Below are 22,034 nucleotides of genomic sequence, written 5' to 3' on the forward strand. Positions count from 1 at the left end.
CCCGGTGACCTGGGCGAGTGCGGAAATCCGACGCCTGAGAGTGGCCCCTTTCACCGGCCGGGGTCCGTGGTGAAGACTGGAGCCAGACCGAGATCGGCGGGCTCCACCCCACCGGTCCACGCACCCCTACATCCCCAGGAGGACGCCGTGGCAGAGAAGTCAGACGCGCAGCCGGAGCAGACCGAGCAGGCTGAGCAGAAGCAGGCCGAGCAGAAGTCCCCGGAGGTGAAGATCACCCGGCTGGAGGGCGCCACCATGGCTGGCGTGCCCGCCGAGCTGTCCGGCCCGGACCAGGTGGGCGAGGTGATCGGCGGGATGTTCAGCACCGCCGCAGAGAAGATCGCCGCCGCAGGAGGCACGCCCGGCACCGGCATCAGCGTGTATGACATGGACCCCGAGCACCCGGAGAACGGCCTGAGCTTCACCGTGGGCTACCTCTACGCCGAGGGCCCGGTGGAAGGGCTGCAGCTGGCCGACCTGCCCGCCACCGAGGCCGCCGTGCTGGCGCACCGGGGGTCCATGCAGAGCATCGGGCAGTCCTGGCGGGCGTTGGAGCAGTGGATCGCCGAGAGTGGGGAGTGGGTGGCGTCCGGCCCCAGCCGCGAGGTCTACCTGCAGTCCGGCGAGGACGTGCCCATGGACGAGTGGGTCACCCACCTGCAGCAGCCCGTCCAGCCCACCGTGGTGGCCGAGGCCGAGCACCTCGAGGAGGAGCTGGAGGTCTCCGAGCAGGATCCGAACGGCTCAGCGAAGGCGGGCAGCGGAGAGGCACCCGCCGAGGGCGAGGACACCGCAGACGACTCGCACGACTCCGAGGCTGAGCAGAGAGCCGGCGCGGAGAACGACGCCGAGGACGCCCCCAAGGTCTCCGAGCCCGGCGCCTGACCGGTCAGCCCACCACCAGGGCGCCCGCGACCACCAGCACCACGCAGCCCACGGCCACGTCGATCACCTTCCAGGTGCGCGGCGTCTTCAGCACAGGGGCGAGCGCGCGGGCGCCCAGTCCCAGCGCGAGCAGCCACACGGCTGACCCGACGACGGCCCCCGCGGCATACGCCCAGCGGTCCGGTCCGAAGGCGGCCGCCAGAGTGCCGAGCATGACGGTGGAGTCCACGATGGCCTGCGGGTTCACCCAGGACACGGCGAACGCGGTGAGCATCACACGCAGCAGCGGGGCGGGGCGCGGCATCCGGAGCCGGGTGCGCTGAACGCTCGGAGTGATGCGCGGCCAGGCGCTGGTGCCCGGTCGGGCGTCCGTGCGGGTGGCGAGGGCGACCCCACCCTCGCGCGGAGCGGCGAACGGCTCCGGTGCGGGCGACTCGATGACCTCAGGCTGGACCACGAGAGCGGCGGACTCAGACACGTCGGCGGGCTCTGCCGGCTCGTCGGACACGTCCACCGTCAGCCGCTGGGTGGTGAAGGCCGAGCGGAACGAGCTGAGGGCGAACCAGACCAGGTACGCCGCGCCGCCCCACCGCAGCACCTCCAGCAGCCACGGGGCGCGGTCGGTCACCACACCCACGCCCGCGGTGCCCGCGAAGATCAGCACCGCGTCGCCGGCGATGCAGACCGCCAGCACGGCGGCCAGATGCTCGCGCCGGATCGCCTGGCGCAGCACGAAGGCGCTCTGCGCACCGATCGCCGCGCTCAGGGCGAGGCAGGTCAGCAGGCCGGTCAGGAAGACAGTCATCACGGGAGTCACCCCGTGACTGTAGACAGGTGTGAAGCGTCCGCTCCACGTGAAGATCCTTCAGAGTCCTAAGCTTTCCTTCATGAACACCGATCATCTGCGCGCCCTGGCGGCCGCCGTGGACGAGGGCACCTTCGAGGCGGCGGCCGACCTGTTGCGCATCTCCGGGTCCGCGTTCTCCCAACGGATCAAGGCGTTGGAGAAGGACATGGGCCAGGTGCTGCTGACCCGCACCGTGCCCGTGGCCACCACGCCGGCCGGGGACCGCGTGCTCCGGCTGGCCCGTCAGGTGGCGGTGCTGGAGGACGACGCCCGGCGCTCGCTCGGCCGGGGCAGCGGCGGACGGACGGTGCTGCGCGTGGCGGTCAACGTGGACTCGCTGGCCACCTGGTTCGTGGAGGTGCTGCGCCAGGCGGCCACCTGGGACGATGTCGCGCTCCAGCTGCAGACCGAGGACCAGGAGCACACCCACGAACTGCTGCGCTCCGGTGCGGTGGTGGCGGCGGTGACCGAACGCCCCACCCCCGTGTCCGGCTGCGTGTCCATGGAGCTGGGCGAGATGGGGTACCACGCCGTGGCCGCCTCAGCCCTGCTGGACCGGTACCGAACGGGCGGCTCCGGGGACACTGTCGGCAACGGGCAGGCGCCCGTGGACTTCGGCGCCATGCCCGTGGTCGACTTCGGCACGCGAGACAACCTGCAGCGCTCCCGCCTGGCCCGGCTCGGCCGCGAGCGTGGGCTGACCCTGGACCCGCCGCGTCATGTGGTCCCCGACGCGGAGACCTATCTGCAGGCGGTGGAGCTGGGCATGGGCTGGGGCATGTTCCCGGACGCGCAGCTGCCGCCGGGCGTGCTGGAGGGCGCCCACCCTGAGCTGGAGGCGATCCCGGAGCTCGGCGCAGCCCAGGTCCAACTGCACTGGCAGCGGTGGTCCGCCGGGACGGAGGCGCTGGACCGGCTCACGGCCGCCGTCCAACAGGCCGCCCGCCACATGGTCTGAGCTGCCACCCAACGGATCACGTGCGCAGAAGACTCTGCGACACGCCGAGCCCGACCCCAGTTGGCGTGATCATGATCGGGGCAGGGCGTACTGCGTACCGGTGGGCGTGCGCTCGAGCAGTCCGTGGTCCACCAGGTACCGGCGAACCAGGGCGACGTCCTCATGGAACACGCGCAGCCGCTCGTTCAGCTGCGGCTCAGTGAGCACCTCGCCGGGCCGCAGCGCCGCGTCCCGCACCCACATCAGCAGCTCGCGCCGCTCCCCCGGAGCCGCCGGCAGGGCCTGGATCCGTGGTCCCAGACCGCCCACCAGGAACTTCCCGACGCCGGCCCGCGCCTTCTGCTCGCCCCGCACCTGGGGTGCGGCGAGGGTGGCGCGCAGGAGGCCACCGTCCACGGTGACCGAACCGGCTGAGGTGACGGGGCCGTCGTCGGGAACCTGGGTGAGGACACCGAGCGAGAGCCAGGTCTGCAGGGCCTTGGCCTCCCGGGAGTTCAGCGCCGCGCGGGCCTGCGCGTCCAGGGTGCCCAAGGCGGCGTGGGCGAAGACGGTCCGGGCGGCCTCGTTGCCCAGGGCGGCGAGGATCGGCTTCCAGTCGGGTGCGGGTGCCGGGTCAGAACTGCTCATCCGACCATCCTGCCCCACCCCCCCCAGGCACAAAGTGACCACGCCCGGTCACTGTAGTGGGGGTCTGGTCACTTTGTGCCCGAAGGAGGATCAGGCGCGGGAGAGGTCGCGGCGACGCATCAGGGGCACGGCGACGAGGAGCCCCGCCACGCCGATCCCCGCCAGCACACCCAACGGCCAGAACTCCGGCTCGCCCACGGAGAGGTCGGGCACGTGCTCGAAGACCACCAGGTCCATCAGCCACTGCGGCGGGTCCAGCAGGCCACCGAGCCAGGCCAGCGTGGCCGAGACCGTCACCAGCGCCCACATCAGCCAGCTCAGACGCGGCAGTCCGGCCACCATCACAGTGGCCAACCCAGCCAGGCACAGCGCCGCAGGCCACTGCAGCACCAGGTAACCCAGGGTCTCGTCGAGCGCCGCCTCATCCCCCAGCTGACCCTGTGCCACCAGAGCGGTCACCCCACCGGCCAGCAGCAGCATCACCAAGGACCCGACGGCGGCCGTCAGCAGGGCGGCCACCAGCGGCTCCCAGCGGCGCCGGCCGGTGGTCAACTCGACGTCCAAGAGACCTTCGCGCTCGTCGGCCCGGACCCGCAGGACCGTTCCCACGGCGTAGATCGCCCTCAGGATGCCCCCGAACATGGCCGTCATGCGGAAGAACATCGAGGTGACGGACCCCTCCCCCAACATCTGCTGCACGATCTGCGCGGTGGCATCGGACCCTTCGATCAGCTCCAGGATCCCCGAGCTCATCCCGGCGAACAGGGCTGCCAGTCCCACCACTGCCACCGTCCAGCCCACCCAGGAGCCGACCCCACGCCGCAACGCAAAGGCCAGCGGGGAACGGACCCTCATCCGCGCCGAGCTGCCCCGGGTGCGGGCCAGCAGGCCGGACCGGTACTCGCGCCGAGCGGACAGCCCCAGCCCAGCGCCCAGCAACACCACGGCCGCCGCACCGAAGGCGAGGAACGGCCCCATCTGGTCGTCGGTGTACGGCGCCACCACCTGCGCCCAGCCGAGCGGCGAGATCCAGTGCAGGACCGTCACCGGAGCACGGTGGGACGCGTCCAGGGTGGCGGTGGCGTCCGGGACGGCCCGGGCCAGGAACGCCGCCGCCAGCACGATCAGCGCCCAGGACCGGGCGGTGCGTGCGTCGGCGGCCAGCTGGCAGCACACCACGGCGATCAGGGCGAACACCAGGCTCACCGCGGACACCAGCAGCCCGAAGGCCATGGCTCCGGACTCCGTCAGCTCGGCGATCCGCTGTGCCTGCACCCATAGGATCAGGCCCGCCCCGCCACCCAGGGTCAGGCACTGTCCGATCAGCACGGTCAGCGCCGCAGCCGCCGGGACCCAGGGGGCGGTTCCCGTGGAACGGATCAGCTCCAGGGTGCCCTCGTCCTCAGGCCGGCGCACCAGGGCCACCGCGAGCAGGATGCCCATCAGTGCGCCGAGCACCAGCACGTACGTCCCGGTCTCCCACACCAGCAGCTGACCCAGGCGGCCCGGGTCCGGCAGCGGACCGTAGAGCAGTGTGGTGGCGGTGTTCGCCCGCAGCGACTCCACCATGAACGTGCGCTGGGACAGCTCCGGATACGTGGTCTCATACGCGGGGGCGGTGATCACCACGAGCAGCAGCAGCCCGCCCAACCAGGCTCCGAGCATCAGCCAGTGCCGCCGCAGCACCAGTCGGATCAGCCGCCGGTACTGCCCGGACCCGGAGGTCGGCTGCGCCCGGCTCATCGCGCACCCACCTCATAGTGACGCAGGAACAGCTCCTCCAAGGAGGCCGGGGTGCAGGTGATGTCCTGCGCCCCCGACTCCGCCAGCAGACCGAGCACACCGGTCACCTGCTCGCGGTCCACGGAGCCCCGCAGTCGGACCTCCCCCTGCCCCTCCGCGCTGGGAGCCGGTGCGGTGCTGGGAGCCGAGAGGCCGTCGTCGGGCCTTGCCAGGCGCAACCCGCGCTCGGCGAGCCGGGCACTCAGCTCCTCCGCCCGCGCCGCCGGGACCGAGGCCGTCACGCTGGAGGCCGCCAGGTGCCGCATCTGCTCCAGGTGACCGGACTCGACCAGTCGGCCGTCGCGGATGATGGTGACCTCCGTGCACAGCTCCTCGACCTCGGCGAGCAGGTGGCTGGAGAGCAGCACGGTGCGCCCCTGCCCCACAGCCTCGCGCACACAGCGGCCGAACTCGATCTCCATGAGCGGGTCCAGGCCCGCGGTGGGCTCATCCAGCAGCAGCAGTGGGGCCTCAGCGGCGAATGCGGCCACGAGCATGACCTTCTGGCGGTTGCCGGTGGAGTAGCTGCGCACCTTCTTGGTGGTATCCAGCGCGAACCGCTCGATCAGCTCGGCCTCGCGCCGGTGGCTGTACCGCCCGCGCAGTCCGGCCAGCACGTCCAGCGCCTGCCGTCCGGTCAGGTTCGGCCACAGGCTCACATCCCCGGGGACGGAGGAGATGCCCCGGGTCGCCTCGGCAGGATGGGTGGCGGGATCGTGCCCCAACACCCGGACGGTTCCCGACGACGGCCGGTACAGTCCCAGCAGGACGCGCATGGTGGTGGATTTCCCGGCCCCGTTGGGCCCGAGGAACCCGTGCACGGTGCCGGCCTGGACGGTCAGGTCGAAGTCCTCCACGGCGGTGAAGGAGCCGAACCGCTTGGTCAGGCCGCGGACCTCGACGGGGTGCTCGGTGCCCAGGCGCTCGGTGCCGGCGTGCTCAGCGCTGGGCGTACTGGGCTTACTGGTCATGAGATTCCCACCCCTTCAGTGCTCGGTGGTCCTCGGCGGAGAGCCGGACGCCCAGCTCCTCGGCGATCGCCTGGGCGTAGATGCGGTAGTGCCGCCCGGGGAAGGCCAGGATGAACGGGCGCCAGGCCCAGGCATAGCTGCCGTCCTCCATCAGGTCCTCCCAGTCCGCCACCACCTCCGGGGCCACCGCGCGGCTGAACTGCGCCACTTCGGCGGCCAGTGCACGCAGGCGCTGCTCGGTGTCTGGCGCACGGCTGCCGGAGAGCTCTTGGAACCGGTCGAAGAACTCGGCGATCCGGTCCAGGTCGGAGGCACTGAGCCGGTCCACGAACTCGACCACCCCGTGCGGCAGCTCCATCCGGTAGCAGGCGACCTCGAGCACGTCCCATTCGGACTGCATAATCCGGCGGGCGCGCTGGCTGGGAGCCCGGCGTATCAGCTCGGTGTACATCCAGACCAGCTGGGGCGGGACCGGGGTCAGGGACCCGTCGGACTCGACCGAGGCGATCAGCGCCGCCAGCCGTTCCCGCTGGGTGGTGAGGTCGGCGATCTGCCGGTCCACGCCCTCCAAGGTGTGGCGCAGGTCGGTGAGGATGGAGGTTCGGGCGAGGGAGCCGTCGCCGGGAAGGTCGGCGGAGCCTGGTGCACCCGGCGGGACCGTGAACGGGGAGGACGGCTCGGCGGCGAGCATCTCCTTGACCTGGGCCAAGGGGACGCCGGCGTCCACCAGCCAGCGCACGCGCAGCAACCGGGCGACGTGCGCCATCCCGTAGTCGCGCCACCCGTGCCGCTGGGCGGGCAGGGGCAGCAAGCTGATCTGGTGGTAGTAGCGCACCGTGCGGACGGTGGTGCGGGCCAGTTCGGCGAGCTCCTTGACCTTCATGCACCCATCATGCAGGTGTGACGTTGCGTCACTGTCAACCCTGGACCGCCGCAGAGTCCTGATATATGCCGACGGACCGGCCCCCACAGGGAGGCCGGTCCGTCGTTCAGCGGATCCGCCGAGTCAGGCGGGACGGATCACGGTGCGCCGGGGGTGCCCAGTCCTCCGGTTCCTCCCATGCCGCCGGGTCCGCCGCGGCGCGGGGCGTCATCCACGTCCACATGACCCTCGGCCCGGTTCAGGTGGCCGTCACGGTGGTCCACATGGTCGTCGATCCGGTGGTCCACATGGTCGTCGCGGTGGTCCGTGCGGTGGTCGCGACGGTCCGCGTGGACATGCTCCACGTGGTCACGGCGCTTGCGCAGACCGGCCAGGCCGGCCAGGCCCAGCAGTCCGGCCAGGCCCCAGAGGCCGTTGTTGTTGCCGTTGTCGTCGTCCTCCTGGGTGACCGTCGTGGTGGGCGACGGGCTTGCGAAGCTCCAGGGTGCGAAGTTCCATGATGAACCTTCCTCTCGTGCACGGCGCGTGGGAGGGTCCTGCGGTGTGCCGGACTCCGGGTGCGCCCACGATCGACGCCGTACCTCTGATCCGGGCGCTACGGCGCAGGCCGGGGAGCTTGGCAAGTGCTGGCCGGCGGCTGGGTGGGAGTCGTAAGGTCAGTCCATGGAAGCCCCACGTCAGAGTCGACGCTCGCGCCTCCTCGTCCCCGCCGCACTCATGGCCGCCGGCCTGGCGCTGGGCGCGTGCTCCGCTCAGGGCACCGCCGAGGGCCCGACCGCCTCAGCCCGGGCCGTGCACTGGATCGTGGTGGACGTGACCGGGGTTCCCTCGCGTGCAGAGAGCGACCTTCCCCGAGCTGACTCCGAGGACGTGGCCGCCCTCGCCGAGTCGTGGAGCGCCTCCTACACCGGCTGACAGCGAAGACGGTGCAGACGGCGCCCATCTTCCGGCAGCTCTCCCCAGGCGCACAGTGACCAGACCCCCACCAAAGTGACCGGGTTTCGTCACTCTGTGCCTAGGGGGGCGCGGCGTCAGGACCCGGCGAGCATGTCCAGCACCATCGGCTTGACCTGGGTGCCGTAGAGCTCGATCGACTCCATCATGTCCTCGTGCGGCAGGGAGCCGTTGCCGTACTTCATGCCGAACCGGCCGGCGCCCAGGGCCTTCACCGTGGTGGCGATCTTGCGGGCCACGGTCTCCGGGGAGCCCAGGTGCAGCGCGCCCTGAGTGATCTCCTGCCGGAACTGGGCCGGGCTCGGAGCCGGCCAGCCGCGTTCGGCGCCGAGCTTGCGCATGGACGCCTCCCAGTGCGGGTAGTACCGCTCGGCGGCCTCCTCATCGGTCTGGGCCACGAATCCGTGGGAGTGCACGGCCACGCGGCGCGGCTCCATGCCGTTCTCCTGGATCTGGCGTCGGTACAGGTCGGCGAACGGGGCGAAGCGGGCTGGCTGACCGCCGATGATCGCCAGCTCCAGGCCCAGTCCGTACCTCGCCGCACGGACCACCGATGCCGGGGTGCCCCCCACCGCCACCCACGCCGGAAGACCCGAGGCGTGGGCCGTCGTCGGGAAGATGCTCTGGCGGGACAACGCGGACCGCGTGCTGCCCTGCCAGGTGACCGGGCCCTCGCTGCGCAGGGCGGCGAACAGGTCCAGCTTCTCCTCGAAGAGGCGCTCGTAGTCCTGCAGGTCGTAGCCGAACAGCGGGAAGGACTCGATGAACGAGCCGCGGCCCAGGGAGACCTCCGCGCGGCCGCCGGTGATGCCGTCCAGCGTGGCGAAGCGCTGGTAGACGCGCACGGGGTCGTCCGAGGAGAGGACGGTGACCGCGGAGATCAGCTTGATCCGCTCGGTCTGGGCGCCGATCCCGGCCAGGACCATGTCCGGCGCGGAGACGGCGTAGTCAGGACGGTGGTGCTCCCCCACGCCGATCACGTCCACGCCCACCTGGTCCGCGAGGACGCCCTCGGCCACCACGTTGCGCAGGACCTCAGGGTGGTCCAGGCGGGTGCCGGAGCGGTCCGCGGTGATGTCACCGAAGGTGTGCAGGCCGAACTCCAGGGTGCCAGCGGGCACGGAGTCTGCCATCTCGGTGGACGGGTTGGGCGTGGGCGCGGCGAGCGCGGGGGTGGAGGCAAAGCTCTGGTTCTCAGTCACGCCGGGTACAACACCTCCCGACGACGGAACATTCCTTGAAATTTGAACGTCCAGTTCAGGCGGGGGTCCAGGGGTGAGATCAGAGGGCGAGACGCTGGCGGAGTGTGGGGACGCCGGGCCCGGTCAGGTTCGGCAGGAACGCGGAGCGGCCGGACATCACCATCAGCAGGTCCAGCACCGGCCCCTCCACGCGCGGGCCCTGGCCGTGGTGGAACGGAGCGTCCGTGGCCGCCAGCTCCAGCTCCTCGACCATGGTGCTGGAATGGACGGCGAAGTCCCGCTCGGCGAAGTGCTGGGCCACGTAGGTCACCGCATCCGTGTCCGGTGCGGAGTCGATCCCGAGCGGGAAGCGGATGTCCGTGCCGTGCACGATCACCTCGCCCAACCACGCCCAGGTGGTGCGTGCCGGCTCCACGCGGCTGTCCACCACAGCGGCGAACCGCTCCCAGGTCTCCCTCGGCGTGCGCCTCAGGTGCTCCTCGAGCCGGCGCTGGTTGTGGACGTCGGCGTTGAACCGGGCCCCGATCATGCTGCGCAGCCAGGCCAGCCGACCTAGGGAGGCACCGGCCGTGAGGTGCGCCAGAGTCTGCTCCACGGTCCACGCCGCCGAGTGGGAGCGGCAGTGCCACTGCTCCTCGGTCAGGTGCTCTAGGTCGGCGGCCAGCCGAGCTCGCTCCTCCCGGACGGCCTGCCACACCCGGTCACGGTCCCACTCGATCACTGCGTTCTGACTCACGGTCCCAGTATGGCCGGGCGGCTCAGGCCTCGGCGAGCACTCCGCGCAGGGTGGGGCCGGAGGCGGAGACACCGCCGCGCACCAACAGGACTCCGCCGATCAGCGTGGCGGCGACCACCAGCATGGACACCGGCGCCAGCACCAGGCTCAGGCCGAGCACCGGGAGCGTGGTCACCACCGCCGCGGTCAGCGCGAAGCCGAGCACGATCCACAGCGGCCCGAACACGGCACGGCGGCGGATGCCGTCCAGGTGGGTCCGGGTCATCCCCAGCTGTCCGAGCCCGCGGTACAGCTCAGCGCGGTCCAGCACCTGGGCGGCCTGGGTGATGCCCACCGAACAGGCGGTCAGCAGGAAGGAGATGAGCATGGTCAGCAGCACACCCGTGCGCAGGTCCTGGGTCATCAGCATGTCCTCCGCACGCATCCCCGTACTGGACGCCGACCCGGCCAGGGCCATGCCCGCACCGCCCACCACGCCGATGTAGGTGGTCACGGCCACCCCGCCGATCTGCCGCCAAGCCTGCTGCGGGGACTCGAGCACGGACCGCGCGGCCACCAGTCGTTCCGGAGTGTCCGCGCGGCGCAGGGTCCGGCGGGTCAGCACCGCGATCAGCCACGGCCCAATGAAGTGCAGCGCCAGCATGGGCAGGCCGAAACCGATCAGCATCATCACCAGCACCATGGCCATGTCCTGGGCACCGGTGGAGCGCACCAGGAACTGCGCCGCCGTCACGGCCCCCACGGCCACCAGCGCCCACACCCAGTGCGCCCTCGCCGGGGCCTGCCGGGTGCGCACGCCCAGCGGGGAGATCTCGATGCGCTGCAGCCCCATCACGGAGCTGCCCACGGCCATCAGCATCAGCACGCCGAGCACCAGCAGCAGTATCGGCACACCCAGCCACATCCCGGCCACACCGATCGGCCGTCCCGCGAACTGCAGCAGCCCCACCAGGGGCATCAGCGCCAGGTACACCACGGTCCCCACCACCAGCCCGACGGCGGCCAGCACGGCTGCCTCGGTCACGGCCAGTGAGCGCACGGTCCAGGAGGAGGCGCCGATCAGGCGCAGGGAGGAGAGGCGTTCGTCCCGGCGGCGGGCCAGCAGGCGGGCGGCGGATCCGGCCAGGCCCATCAGCGGGATGGAGAGCAGCATCAGAGCGAAGATCGAGAGCAGGGTGTAGAACCCACCCCAGTCCCCCTCGATCCCCCAGAACGACCGCGCCCCGGCGGTCACCGTCAGGGCCAGAGCCCCGACCACCGCATAGGCGGTCACGGGCAGCAGCCAGACCTTCCGGTCCTGGAACAGTCTGCCCAGGAAGAGCGTCAGGATGGGCAAGGTTCCGGTCATGCTGGTCACCGGGCACCCCCTGCCGGGTGGGCGGTGGCGTATCCGTCCGAGCGGCGGGAGCCGCAGGCGGAGTCGGCCACGATCCGACCGTCCTGCACGCGCACCAGGCGGGAGCAACGGTCGGCGGTGGCCTGGTCGTGGGTGACCATCACCAGGGTGCGGCCTCGTCCCGTGGTGGAGTCCAGCAGTGCGGTGAGCACCTGCTCTGAGGTGGTCGAGTCCAGGGCTCCGGTGGGCTCGTCGGCGAAGACCACGAGCGGTTCAGCCACCTGGGCCCGGGCGATCGCCACGCGCTGAGCCTGACCGCCGGAGAGCTCACCGAGACGCCGTTCGTGCATGCCGTCCAGTCCGAGTGCACCGAGCCACTGCCGGGCGCGATCCTGGGCCTCGGCCCGGCCCACACCGGAGAGCATGAGCGGCAGGGCGACGTTCTCCTGGGCGGTCAGCTCCGGCAGCAGCAGACCCTCCTGGAAGACGAAGCCGAGCTTCTCGCGGCGCAGGCGAGCCCGCTCCTCCTCTCCGTAGACCGTGATCTCCACCGGGGAGGTGCCGGGCGCCGCCAACTGGACGGAGCCGTCGTCGGGAACCAGGATGCCGGAGAGGCAGTGCATCAGGGTGGTCTTGCCGGAGCCGGAGGGGCCCATGATGGCCACGGACTCGCCGGGCATGATGCTCAGGTCCACGCCGTCCAGGGCGCGGGTGGTTCCGTAGGTCTTGGTCAGGCCGAGCGCGCTGAGCAGCGGTGGGCCCTGGCGGTGGGGAAGAGGCAGAGATGCGGTCATGCCTCCAGCCTCCCGCGCAGCCGGGGGTGGGCGCGTCGGGCGGGGTGATGACCTGTGGCCCACCCGGATCCGCCCCCAGGACCAGAGGACTGCGACCGCAGGACCACCTCGGGTGGTGTGGACCCTGAGGTCTGATCAGGGTCGACCCGGAGGGCCAGTCAGCGACTCAGGCTCAGCCCAGCAGCTCCTCGATCAAGCCGGCCTCCTCCTTGTAGACGCGGTGGATGTACGGCATCAGGATGAGCAGGCCGAACAGGACGGTGGAGGTCGGTGCCTGACCTTGGCAGAGCTCCTGCACCGCGTCCTCGTCCACCTGAACCTGGGTCCGGGTGAGCAGTCCACCGGAGGAGAACCGCCCGATCCGCCGCTTCTTCGCACCCTTCGGCCGCACCTCCACCACGACGGTGCCGTCCCAGTCCTCGAGGATCACCACGCGGTGGCCGTGCACCGTGCCCTCCACCGCGAAGTAGAGGATGTTCTCCCCGATCCGGTCCTTGAGCACCCCAGCCGGCTCGTCCGACTCGGGCCCTCCATCACTCTCCGGGCCGGCGTGCGTCACCGCGTAGCTGGGCCGCAGCAGCCGACCGACCACGGACCTGGCGGTCATCGTCCGCACACCGATCTGGGTCCGCTCTCCTGCAGGGGTCTCCCAGCGGAACGTCCGGGCCCGCTCACATCCCTCGATCTCCCCACGCATCACGCGCCCGGCGAGCTGCCCGTCCTCGTCCACCACGGCGATCGTCCGCATCGTCCGGCGGATCGTGTCCCCGAACCCCTCCTGGAACGAGTACGTCCTCAACTCCGGTCCCCCTGTCCCTTCAGCCCGCTCGATCCGCTCAGCCCGCGCTGATGCTCTCGATGACGGCGCGCAGCTGATCCTCGTGCGCCTCCCAGTAGGCATAGTCGGTGGTGAGGAAGACGTCATGCCGGCGGCCGTCCTCGGAGTAGGCGGCCAGGGCGTAGCCGCGCATGGGAATGCCGGAGTTCAGGCAGCGGTACTCGTACCAGACGCCGGTCAGCTGGCCGGGTTCGCCGTACCCCTCAGTGCGCTGAACCTCCCCCAGGGACTCGTAGCCGTCCAGGCAGCCATGCCCCTCCATCGAGGCGTACGCCTGCCGGGCCTGGTCCGGGGCCAGGTTCTTCTGCGCCTGGTCCATCGCCGCCACGATCTTGGCCATCTCCACGTCGGTGCCCGGTGCCGCGCCCGGGGTGGAGGTGTAGGACAGGAACGCCACGGACCGGTTCTTCTGCTCCGGTCCGCGCGGTGTCCCGAAGTGCCGGCGGACATCCGGCTGGGCCCGGGTCTGGTCGATGTAGTTGTGGTGGGAGAGGTCGTACTCCTCCCACTCGTCCGGGATCTGCACGGAGAACTGTTCGGAGGTGATCTGCTGCATGGCTGCTCCGCTCGGGGTGGGGGTCGGCGTGAGATCAGTGCTCGCGGACGGCGTGGACTCCTGCACAGCGGTTCCCGACGACGGCCCCTCCGGTGAGGTGCCCTCCTCACCGCAGGCGGTGGCCAGGGTCAGAGTGAGGACAGCGGCGCCGAGGGCACCGACAGCACGCCTCCCCCGCACGGCTCAGCCCTCCTGTCCGGCCTGCGCGCCGCCGGGCTTGACCGCCCAGTGGATGGCCAGCGTGCCGAACATGTGCAGCTCATGCCCCACATCCACGAACCCGGCGTCCTCCAGCAGCCCCGCGATCTCCGCCGGTGTCTTGAACGCCCGGGTGGTGGAGGAGAGGTACTCGTAGGCGTCCGGGTTCTGGGTGATCAGCCTGCCCATCAACGGCACCACGTGCTGGATGTAGGCCGTGGAGAACGGGCGGGTGATGTTCTTCGGCGCCGGGGAGGTCTCCAGGGCCACCATCCGTCCGCCGGGCTTGAGCACCCGGAACTGCTCGGCCAGCGTGCGCGGGATGTCCTCCACATTGCGCAGCAGGTAGCCGTGGGTGACGGCGTCGAAGGACTCGTCCTCGAACGGCAGGTCCATGGCGTCGGCCTCGACCCACTGGATCCGGTCCCCGCCTGGTCGGCGCCGCCCGATCTCCATCATCTCCGGGGCGAAGTCCGCGCCCACCACCTCGGCGGCATACCGCGAGCGCAGGATCTCCAGCGCGATGTCCCCGGTGCCCGTGGCCAGGTCCAGAACCCGCGGCGCATCCGGCAGCTCAGCCCGCTCCACGGTCCGGCGCACCAGCCGCGGCTCCTGACCCCAGGTCATCACCAGGTTCATCAGGTCGTACCGGTCGGCCATGCCGTTGAACATGGAGGAGACCTGCGCCCCGCGCTCGCCGCGCGCCACCGGGGAGGCGAGGGAGCCGCCGTCGGGCTGGACTGACGCCTGTGAGGCGTCCGGTGAGGTGGGCTGGGAGGGCTGGGCTGCGGGCTCGGTGGGCATGGGATCCACGTTAGTCCCTGTCCCGACGACGGCCACGCCCCGCGGGTGCCTCGGCTCACCGGCCCAGCCCATCGCGTAGGTCCAGGCCAGGGTGCGCTGCAGCGGGGAGGCGAGGACTGCACGGGCGGCGAGGTCCCGGACGGTGCGGGCCGGTCGGGGCAGGGCACGGCCGAGCACCATGTTGACCTCGGCCTGACGTGCGGCGATGCGCGCGGTGCGGAGGCGGCGGACGGAGAACTCGGTGAGGTCCGGGCGCTGGTCCGGCGGCGCGGCCAGCAGCGGGGCGAGCTCCACGGCGTCCTGCCAGCCCAGGGTCATGCCCTGCCCGCCAATGGGACTGACCGCATGCGCGGCGTCCCCGATCAGCACCGTCTGTCCGGACACCATGGTCTGGGCGAGCTGCCGGCGGACGCTGAACGCGCTGACCATGGTGGCCCGGGTGGGGTCGATCCGCTCCCCGGTGCGCGCGTGGACCAGCTCGGCCAGGCGCCAGGGGTCCTCGGGGAGCAGCTCGTGGCCGGTGTGCACCACCCAGCGGCGCATCCCCCCGGGCAGCGGGAAGGACTCCACCACCCCGTGCGCGTGCAGGTGGATGCGGGCGTCTGACCCGTGGTCGGTGGTGTCCGGGACGTCGCCCATCAGGTAGCGGTCCGGCCAGTCGCGGGCGGTGACGGGGATGCCGGCGAGCGCCCGCACGGTGCTGTGCGCGCCGTCCGCTCCGACCACCACCCGGGCAGTGGGGCGCCGCTCGGTCCCGTCTGCCGTCTGGACGGTCAGCTGCGCGGTCCCGGCGGCCGGATCCTGTTCCAGCCCGATCACCTCCATCCCGCGCCAGACCGCACCCGGGGCCAGCTGCTCCACCCGCTCGGCCAGCAGCTGCTCGGTCTGGTTCTGGGGCAGCACCAGGATGGAGGGGCGCTGGGCGCCAGGGTGGTCGAAGCGCAGCTCGCCCAGGGTCCGACCGTCGGAGACCCCCACGCCCGTCCGGACCTGGATGCCCGCCGCCACAGCGGCCTCCTCCAGCCCGACGGCGGCCAGCGCGGCCACCGCCGGAGGGTGCAGTCCGATGCCCCGCGAGTGGGCGGAGGGCTGCGTCCGACGCTCCAGCACGATCACGCTCACCCCGCGCTGGGCGAGCAGGGCGGCCAGCAGCAGCCCGGTGGGCCCGGCGCCGACGACCAGGACGTCTGTGTCCAGCACCAGCTCGCCGCCGTCGCCTCCAGCACCACCGCCGTCGCCTCCGAACTCAGTGGGCATTGGCATGGCCCCCGTGGCTCCGTCCGACCTGCACTCCGTCCGCCGTGAACACCGCCAGGGTGCGCCACGGGATCTGACCCACGGCCTGCCACCCGTCCGGCAACTCCTGGGCCAGTTCCCCTGGCGTCCAGCTGCGGCGGATGCTGGTCAGCCCGTCGGGCCGGATGAACGAGCCCGGGTAGACCGGCAGGGTGCCCATCGAGAACAGGCGGTACGCCAGCGCCGAGCGGTGGATGTCGCTGTGCACGGCCCGCCGCGCCGCCAGCTGCTCGGAGTCGGCCAGCACACCCTGCAGGGCGGTGTCTCCCAGGTGGTGCAGCAGGTGGTTGGAGATCACCAGGTCGTACTGCTCCCCGGCGGCCACCAGCTCGGAGCTCTCCGCCTGCAGGAACCGCACGTTCTGGGGGTTGTCCTGCCGCAGCGCGAAGTCCCGGGCCCGCTCGTCCGGGTCCGCACCGGTGATCTGCACCGGGAACCCGTCGCGGCGGGCACGGCGGGCCATCGCCCGGATCAGGTCCCCGCCGCCGCAGCCGATGTCCAGCACGGTGGTGACCCCGTCCGGGCGCATCAGCGGGCGCAGCCACCGCCGGTAGGTCAGCTGCCAGCCGGCCACCACGGTGTTGACCAGGTGAAACCCCCGGTAGGTCTTCATCAGGGCGCTGTGGTCGCAGTCCGGGCTGTCCATCAGCTCCTGCAGATGCCCCGCGCGCCGGCTCAGGTCCGGTGCACCCGGCACTCTCATCCGGCCGCCCGGGTCAGCAGGGCTGACTCCACCGTCAGCCCCGGTCCGAACGCCATGGCGCAGATCCGCTCCCCCGGCTCGCCCGCCGACTCCATGATGTGCTGAAGCACGAACATCACGGTGGCGCTGCTCATGTTCCCGTAGTCGCGCAGGGTCTCGCGTGAGGCCACAAGCTGCTCGTCGGCCAGGTCCAACCGGGCCTGCACCTTGTCCAGGATGCTGCGACCGCCGGGGTGGATGGCCCAGTGCTCCACCTCGCGGTGCGGCCGCCCGGAGAGCACCGTGTCCACGCCGAGCAGCGGCTTGAGCGCATCGGTGATGTGCTCGTCGATGATGTGGGGGACGTAGCTGCCCAGGATCATCTCGAACCCCTCGTCCCCGATGTTCCACGCCATCGCGTCCTCCCCCACGGGGGTCAGCACGGTGGAGAACCGATCCAGCTCCAGGGCCGGGCGACCCTCCGGCAGGGCGGGCGCATCGGCACCGGTCACCAGGGCGGCGGCACCGCCGTCGGCGAAGAGTGAGGCCCCCAGGATGGTGTCCTGGTCGTTGGCCACGCGCACATGCAGCGTGCACAGCTCCACACTGACCACCAGCACGACGGCGGCCGGGTCGGCCTGACAGATCGAGGCGGCTTCGCGCAGGGCCGGCATGGCGGCGTAGCAGCCCATGAACCCGATGTGCAGTCGCTTCACCGCGGACGAGAGGCCCAGCTGCCGCACGATCTGATAGTCCGGGCCCGGGGAGTAGAACCCGGTGCAGGAGACCGTGATGACGTGGGTGACCTGGTCGGCCGCGATCTCCGGGGCCCGCTCCAGGGCACCCTGGGCGGCCTCCACGTAGAGCTTGGTGGCCTCGGTGGCGTAGATCGCGTTGCGCACCCCGGTGCTGGGGCTGAGCACATGGTGGGTGCCGGGGTCGAAGAAGACGCCTGGCTTCTCCTGATCCTTGATCGCCTCACCCAGGGTGACCTCATCCGGGGAAGCCGCCTGGCCGACGTCGTGCAGTCCCTTCTCCCACTCCTGCACGCAGGTGTAGCGGCGCTCGATCCCGGAGGCGTTGAACACGGCGGGGATCAGCCGGGCGCTGAGGCGGTCCACCCCGGGCTGCGCGGCGAGCACATCCCTGATGCGATCCTGCGGGAGGAGGGTGGGCGGGACGGCGGTGGCCAGGGATCTGATCAGGGCGGTCATTCACCGATTCTTCGGGCACGACCCCCGGGCCTGGCAAGAGCTGGTCGGCTGGGGTTGCTCCGCATATATCGCGGATGGACTCGACTGGGTATGTTGCTGACATGGATTCATCGCACCCCGCCAGCGATGAGCAGCTGAGCAACCACGAGCTCGCGATGAGGGACGTTCGCATCCTCTGTGAGGTCGGTCCTGAAGACGACCTCGATGACCTCGTCGAGTGGTCCGTGCAGCAACTCCCTAGGGAAAAGTGATCGGCATGTTCACCGCGAACGACCTTCTCGACCTCCTCCCCCAGCTCGCCGAGCGACGGCCGGTGTTCCACTCCGAGTCCGACCTGCAGCACGAACTGGCGTGGGAGATCCGATCCGCACACCCCCGGTTGCGTGTACGAGTGGAGAGCCGGCTGGAGGGACGGACCTACCTGGATCTGTTGGTCACAGACACGGGTGATGACGACCGATCCCTCGCCGTCGAACTGAAGTATCCAGTGCGTGCGTGGGCTGGCGACCACGACGGCGAACAGTTCATGCTGCGCGCCGGCGCCCAGGACGTCGACTCCTACGACTGCGTCAAAGACATCGTCCGCCTTGAACGTCTGCTCGACGGACATTACGCCCAAGAAGGTCTACTTCTGATCCTGAGCAACGATCCCAATTACTGGCGCCCGCCGACGCATGGGCGCACGACCAACTCTGATGCCTTTCGCCTGCACGACGGCGTCATCCTGGAGGGGTCTCGAGCATGGGGTGAGAAGACCGGCAAGGGAACCATGGGCCGTGAGCGGGTGAACCCATTGGCCCTGCGCGGGAGATACCCCTTGACCTGGAGCGACTACTCCGTGCTTCCAGGTTCCACTGATCCATTGAGATACCTGGCCATCTCGGTGGAACCGCAGCCCGATCCGTCAGCGTAGACCGCGCCGCACCCCTCGGCTTGCGTGCCGAACTTAGGACAGGCTAACCTGGCGCAATTAGGGCACGCTGGTGTTGCGGAATCGACTTCTCCTCCCACGTGCCCCGCCGGCCCGCACCGGGTCCGGCCCGTCCCATGGAAGCCCTTCCCCCTCGGCTCCCGTGACGTGGAAAGGTCACTGACGTGACGTCGTCGTCCCTCACCTCCCGCCCCCAGCGCACTCGCAAGCACAGCGCCCTCACCATCGGCGCCGCCGTGCTCAGCCTGACCCTGCTGGCCGGCTGCTCCACCGGCCCGTCCGGCGGATCGGGAACCTCCAGCACGCCCTCCGGCGCGGCGACCACCGAGTCCACCGATTCCACTGCCCAGTTCCCCCGAACCGTCGAGCACGTGTACGGCACCACCGAGATCCCCGAGCAGCCTGAGCGCGTGGCCACCGTCTCCTGGGTGAACCAGGACGTGGCACTCTCCCTGGGCGTGGTGCCCGTGGGCATGGCGGCCGTGGAGTTCGGCGGCAACGCCGGGCAGTCCACCGACTGGTTCGACGCCGCCCTGCAGGAGCACGGCGGGACCGCCCCGGAGAAGTACTCGGAGGCGGACGGAATCGACTTCGAGGCGATCGCCGCGCTCGAGCCGGACGTGATCCTCGCCGCCTACTCCGGCATCACCCAGGAGGACTATGACAAGCTCTCCGACATCGCGCCGGTGGTGGCCTATCCGAAGGACGCCCCCGCGTTCGGCACCTCCTGGCAGGACTCCACGCGGCTGATCGGCCAGGCCCTCGGCAAGGATGCCGAGGCGGAGGCCGTGGTGCAGGACGTGGAGGAGCAGGTGGCCCAGGCCGCCCAGGAGCACCCCGCGCTGAAGGACACCACGTTCCTGTACGGCACCATCGACCCGGCTGCCGCGGACCAGATCAGCCTGTACACGAAGGTGGACAACCGCCCGAAGTTCCTGGAGTCGCTGGGCATGACCGAGGCCCCCGTCATGGCCGAGCAGGACGCGCAAGGCCAGTTCTTCATCACCTGGTCCCCCGAGCGCGCGGACGAACTGGAATCGGACGTGTTCATCAGCTGGGCCGCCGATGCCTCCGTGGGCGAGACCATCGCCGCCGATCCGCTGCTGGGCTCCATCCCTGCCGTGGCGAACGACTCCCTGCTACTGCAGACCGACCAGCAGGAGACCCTCTCCGTCTCCGCCGCGTCCCCGCTGTCCATCCCGTGGGCCCTGGAGAACGTCCTGCCGGAGATCGCCGAGACCGCTGAGGCGGCAGAGGAAGCAAGCTCGAGCCAGCAGTGACCTCACCGTCCGCTCCAGCTCCAGCCACGTCCTCCCGACGACGCCCCGTCGCCTCCCAGCACCACGGCACCTCGGTGCCCGCCGGGAGGCAGACGGGGCGTTCGGCCGCCTTCGTGCTGGTTCCCCTCGTGGTCCTGATGCTCGGCTGCCTGGCGGCACTGGCCCTGGGCGCGCGCGCCGTGGACCCGGCCACCACGCTGCAGGTGCTGCTCGGCGGCACTGACGGTTCCGCCGCCGAGGGGATCGACGCCGCCGCCGTGCTCTCGCGCATCCCCCGCACGGTGACCGCGGTGCTGGTCGGTGCCGCGCTCGGTGTCACCGGTGCCGCACTGCAGGGAGCCACCCGGAACCCGCTGGGCGACCCCTCCCTGTTGGGACTCTCCGCCGGGGCCATGCTGGCCGTGGCCGCCGGCCTGGCACTCGGCGTGCCCGCCACCCTGGTGCCCATCATCGGGCTCGCTGTGGCTGGGACCCTCGTGGCCGCCGTCGTGGTCTATGCCGTGGCGGGGACCGCCTCGCGGATGGCGACCGGGACCGGTGGTGCCCCCGGGCCACTGTCCCTGGTGCTGGCTGGAGCGGCGATCACCGCTGGCTGCACCGCCCTGACCACCGCGCTGCTGGTGCTCTTCCCGGCGGTGCTGGACCGCTTCCGGTTCTGGACGGTGGGCTCGGTGGCGCGGACCTCCCTGGAGGACGCCGCGCTGCTGGCCCCGCTGATCCTGGTGGGGATCCTGGTGGTGGTGCTGTGCGCGCCAGGGCTGGACGCCCTGTCCCTGGGTGATGAGCTGGCGCACGGGCTCGGTGCCCGTCCGGTGCGCACCCGCGTGCTGCTGCTGGGATCGGCCGTGGTGCTGACTGCGGCCGCCGTGGCGCTGGCCGGGCCGGTGGGCTTCGTGGGACTGATGGTCCCGCACGCGCTGCGCCGTTTCCACCCGCTCAGCACGCGGGTGCTCGTGTTCGGCTGCGCACTGTGGGGCGCTGTGCTGCTGGTGGCCGCGGACCTGTTCGGACGGCTGGTGGTGGCGCCGCAGGAGATCCACATCGGGGTGACCACGGTGGTGCTGGGCGTGCCCGTGCTGCTGGTGCTGCTGCGCCGGAAGGCGGTGTCCCTGTGAGTGCTGTGCTGGAGACGCCCCGCCGGGCTGGGGGCACGACTGCCCTGGAGACCGTGCGTGACCTGCGCGCCCGGTCCACGCGGCGACTGAGCTTCGTGTTGGTGGGGCTGGCCGTGCTGCTGGTGCTGGGTATGGGCGTGCGCGTGCTGCTGGGCGGCTACACGGTGGCCATCCCGGACTTCTTCGCGATCCTGGCCGGCGAGCGGATCGAGGGCGCTGCCGGGGCCCGGTTCATCGTGCTGCAGGAGAAGCTGCCGCGCGCGGTGGCGGCGGCGCTGGCCGGGGCTGCACTGGGTGCCTCCGGCGCCTTGTTCCGGCGGACGCTGCGCAACCCGCTGGCCAGCCCGGACATCCTGGGCGTGACCCAGGGTGCGGCGGCCGCAGCCGTGCTGGTGCTGGCCGCCGGGGGCGTGCGCGGTGCGGGGATGGCCGTGGCGGCACTGATCGGCGGGCTGGCGGTGACGGCGGCGGTGCTGCTGGTCTCGATGCCCGGTCGCTCTTCCCGCGGTTCCGGAGGTCCGGCGGGCGGCGGACTGGCCGGGGCGCTGGGCGGGCAGCGGTTCATCGTGGCGGGGATCGCCGTGGCGGCTCTGGGCCAGGCCGTGGTGGCCAGCGCCATGCTCGCCTTGAGCCAGCACGACCTGCAGGCCGCTGCGGTCTGGACGGCCGGCTCGCTGAACGCGGTGACCTGGGAGCGGATCGGCTACCTGGCGGTGACTGCGGCGGTGCTGCTGCCGGTCGGCGCCGCCCTGCACGCCGCCCTCTCCCCCTCCGACCTCGGCAGCGACCTCGCGCACGGACTGGGCTCCCGCCCGGGCCGGACCGGTCTCGGCGCGCTCGGTGTGGGAGCACTGCTGGCGGCCGCGGCCACGGCAGCCACCGGCCCGCTGGCGTTCGTGGCGCTGCTCTCCACCCCCATTGCGCGGGGTCTGACCGGCGGGCGGCCGTCACTCCCGGCGGCGGCACTGACCGGCGCGGTGATCGTGGTGCTGGCGGACTTCCTGGCGGCCGAGGCGCTGGGCGGGGTACGGCTGCCCACGGGCGTGTTGACCGGCGCCGCAGGAGCGCCCCTAATGCTGTGGCTGTTGATGAGGACGAGGATGGGTGTCAGATGAGCACAGCCGAGCTGACCGAGACGAAGAGGA

General features: G+C 71.3%; 23 protein-coding genes. 8 read left to right on the forward strand and 15 right to left on the reverse strand.

Annotated elements, in window-relative coordinates:
* Positions 1 to 147: 147 nt before the first annotated feature.
* Positions 148 to 885 (forward strand): GyrI-like domain-containing protein, encoded by a 738-nt coding sequence (locus BM355_RS11015; RefSeq protein ID WP_091698449.1) that lies wholly within the window; start codon positions 148 to 150, stop codon positions 883 to 885.
* Positions 886 to 889: 4 nt separating this feature from the next.
* Here the strand turns inward: BM355_RS11015 and BM355_RS11020 are convergent, their stop codons facing one another.
* Positions 890 to 1,702 (reverse strand): LysE/ArgO family amino acid transporter, encoded by an 813-nt coding sequence (locus tag BM355_RS11020; RefSeq protein WP_245760759.1) that lies wholly within the window; start codon positions 1,700 to 1,702, stop codon positions 890 to 892.
* 70 nt (positions 1,703 to 1,772) lie between these two features.
* Here BM355_RS11020 and BM355_RS11025 point away from each other — a divergent pair, with 70 nt between their 5' ends.
* A complete protein-coding gene (locus BM355_RS11025) occupies positions 1,773 to 2,690 on the forward strand; it encodes an ArgP/LysG family DNA-binding transcriptional regulator (protein WP_091698451.1) in 918 nt (305 codons plus the stop codon).
* A 69-nt stretch (positions 2,691 to 2,759) separates the two neighbouring features.
* On the opposite strand, the gene BM355_RS11030 is transcribed toward BM355_RS11025, so the two are convergent.
* The 5 genes from BM355_RS11030 to BM355_RS14685 form a co-directional block, all read right to left on the reverse strand.
* Positions 2,760 to 3,317 carry a DUF2087 domain-containing protein gene (locus BM355_RS11030; protein ID WP_091698453.1) on the reverse strand — a complete coding sequence of 186 codons (558 nt, stop codon included), beginning with the start codon at positions 3,315 to 3,317 and terminating at the stop codon, positions 2,760 to 2,762.
* 90 nt (positions 3,318 to 3,407) lie between these two features.
* Entirely contained in the window at positions 3,408 to 5,060 is a 1,653-nt protein-coding gene (locus BM355_RS11035; protein ID WP_091698456.1) for an ABC transporter permease, read from the reverse strand.
* On the reverse strand, positions 5,057 to 6,070 hold the full coding sequence (locus BM355_RS11040) for an ABC transporter ATP-binding protein (RefSeq protein ID WP_091698459.1): 1,014 nt from the start codon (positions 6,068 to 6,070) through the stop codon (positions 5,057 to 5,059). Before BM355_RS11040 ends, BM355_RS11035 begins: the two co-directional genes overlap by 4 nt.
* Positions 6,060 to 6,953, reverse strand: coding sequence for a MerR family transcriptional regulator (locus tag BM355_RS11045; protein ID WP_091698461.1), 894 nt, complete (start codon positions 6,951 to 6,953; stop codon positions 6,060 to 6,062). Before BM355_RS11045 ends, BM355_RS11040 begins: the two co-directional genes overlap by 11 nt.
* Before the next feature lie 137 nt (positions 6,954 to 7,090).
* On the reverse strand, positions 7,091 to 7,576 hold the full coding sequence (locus tag BM355_RS14685; protein WP_091698464.1) for a WGxxGxxG family protein: 486 nt from the start codon (positions 7,574 to 7,576) through the stop codon (positions 7,091 to 7,093).
* A 40-nt stretch (positions 7,577 to 7,616) separates the two neighbouring features.
* Here BM355_RS14685 and BM355_RS11055 point away from each other — a divergent pair, with 40 nt between their 5' ends.
* Positions 7,617 to 7,868 (forward strand): hypothetical protein, encoded by a 252-nt coding sequence (locus BM355_RS11055; RefSeq protein WP_143109486.1) that lies wholly within the window; start codon positions 7,617 to 7,619, stop codon positions 7,866 to 7,868.
* 116 nt (positions 7,869 to 7,984) lie between these two features.
* Here the strand turns inward: BM355_RS11055 and BM355_RS11060 are convergent, their stop codons facing one another.
* The 9 genes from BM355_RS11060 to BM355_RS11105 all read right to left on the reverse strand — a co-directional run bounded on the left by BM355_RS11060 (position 7,985) and on the right by BM355_RS11105 (position 17,563).
* Positions 7,985 to 9,040, reverse strand: a complete 1,056-nt coding sequence (locus BM355_RS11060) for an LLM class flavin-dependent oxidoreductase (protein ID WP_091698566.1) — start codon at positions 9,038 to 9,040, stop codon at positions 7,985 to 7,987.
* A gap of 148 nt (positions 9,041 to 9,188) precedes the next feature.
* Positions 9,189 to 9,845: a maleylpyruvate isomerase family mycothiol-dependent enzyme gene (locus tag BM355_RS11065; protein WP_245760760.1), complete on the reverse strand. Its 657-nt coding sequence runs from the start codon at positions 9,843 to 9,845 to the stop codon at positions 9,189 to 9,191.
* Between the two features lie 22 nt (positions 9,846 to 9,867).
* Positions 9,868 to 11,193 (reverse strand): FtsX-like permease family protein, encoded by a 1,326-nt coding sequence (locus tag BM355_RS11070; protein WP_143109487.1) that lies wholly within the window; start codon positions 11,191 to 11,193, stop codon positions 9,868 to 9,870.
* Between the two features lie 5 nt (positions 11,194 to 11,198).
* Positions 11,199 to 11,975, reverse strand: a complete 777-nt coding sequence (locus BM355_RS11075) for an ABC transporter ATP-binding protein (protein ID WP_091698471.1) — start codon at positions 11,973 to 11,975, stop codon at positions 11,199 to 11,201.
* 172 nt (positions 11,976 to 12,147) lie between these two features.
* A complete protein-coding gene (locus tag BM355_RS11080; protein WP_245760761.1) occupies positions 12,148 to 12,774 on the reverse strand; it encodes a hypothetical protein in 627 nt (208 codons plus the stop codon).
* 37 nt (positions 12,775 to 12,811) lie between these two features.
* Positions 12,812 to 13,549 carry a hypothetical protein gene (locus BM355_RS11085; protein WP_091698475.1) on the reverse strand — a complete coding sequence of 246 codons (738 nt, stop codon included), beginning with the start codon at positions 13,547 to 13,549 and terminating at the stop codon, positions 12,812 to 12,814.
* Between the two features lie 3 nt (positions 13,550 to 13,552).
* Positions 13,553 to 15,634: a ubiquinone/menaquinone biosynthesis methyltransferase gene (locus tag BM355_RS14470; RefSeq protein ID WP_218154334.1), complete on the reverse strand. Its 2,082-nt coding sequence runs from the start codon at positions 15,632 to 15,634 to the stop codon at positions 13,553 to 13,555.
* A complete protein-coding gene (locus BM355_RS11100; RefSeq protein WP_091698478.1) occupies positions 15,618 to 16,370 on the reverse strand; it encodes a methyltransferase domain-containing protein in 753 nt (250 codons plus the stop codon). Before BM355_RS11100 ends, BM355_RS14470 begins: the two co-directional genes overlap by 17 nt.
* Positions 16,367 to 17,563, reverse strand: coding sequence for a type III polyketide synthase (locus BM355_RS11105; RefSeq protein ID WP_091698481.1), 1,197 nt, complete (start codon positions 17,561 to 17,563; stop codon positions 16,367 to 16,369). The genes BM355_RS11100 and BM355_RS11105 overlap by 4 nt, the downstream gene beginning before the upstream one ends.
* A 101-nt stretch (positions 17,564 to 17,664) precedes the next feature.
* Between BM355_RS11105 and BM355_RS14355 the strand changes: the two genes are divergently transcribed.
* The 5 genes from BM355_RS14355 to BM355_RS11125 all read left to right on the forward strand — a co-directional run bounded on the left by BM355_RS14355 (position 17,665) and on the right by BM355_RS11125 (position 22,004).
* Positions 17,665 to 17,814, forward strand: a complete 150-nt coding sequence (locus BM355_RS14355; RefSeq protein WP_177227932.1) for a hypothetical protein — start codon at positions 17,665 to 17,667, stop codon at positions 17,812 to 17,814.
* Between the two features lie 5 nt (positions 17,815 to 17,819).
* Positions 17,820 to 18,476 (forward strand): hypothetical protein, encoded by a 657-nt coding sequence (locus BM355_RS11110; protein WP_143109488.1) that lies wholly within the window; start codon positions 17,820 to 17,822, stop codon positions 18,474 to 18,476.
* 182 nt (positions 18,477 to 18,658) lie between these two features.
* A complete protein-coding gene (locus tag BM355_RS11115; RefSeq protein WP_425435625.1) occupies positions 18,659 to 19,774 on the forward strand; it encodes an iron-siderophore ABC transporter substrate-binding protein in 1,116 nt (371 codons plus the stop codon).
* 113 nt (positions 19,775 to 19,887) lie between these two features.
* Positions 19,888 to 20,889 carry a FecCD family ABC transporter permease gene (locus tag BM355_RS11120; RefSeq protein ID WP_245760763.1) on the forward strand — a complete coding sequence of 334 codons (1,002 nt, stop codon included), beginning with the start codon at positions 19,888 to 19,890 and terminating at the stop codon, positions 20,887 to 20,889.
* Positions 20,886 to 22,004: a FecCD family ABC transporter permease gene (locus tag BM355_RS11125; RefSeq protein ID WP_245760764.1), complete on the forward strand. Its 1,119-nt coding sequence runs from the start codon at positions 20,886 to 20,888 to the stop codon at positions 22,002 to 22,004. Before BM355_RS11120 ends, BM355_RS11125 begins: the two co-directional genes overlap by 4 nt.
* Positions 22,005 to 22,034 lie beyond the last annotated feature (30 nt).

Origin of the sequence: Micrococcus terreus, from assembly GCF_900116905.1 — a bacterium.
Classification (GTDB): domain Bacteria; phylum Actinomycetota; class Actinomycetes; order Actinomycetales; family Micrococcaceae; genus Citricoccus; species Citricoccus terreus.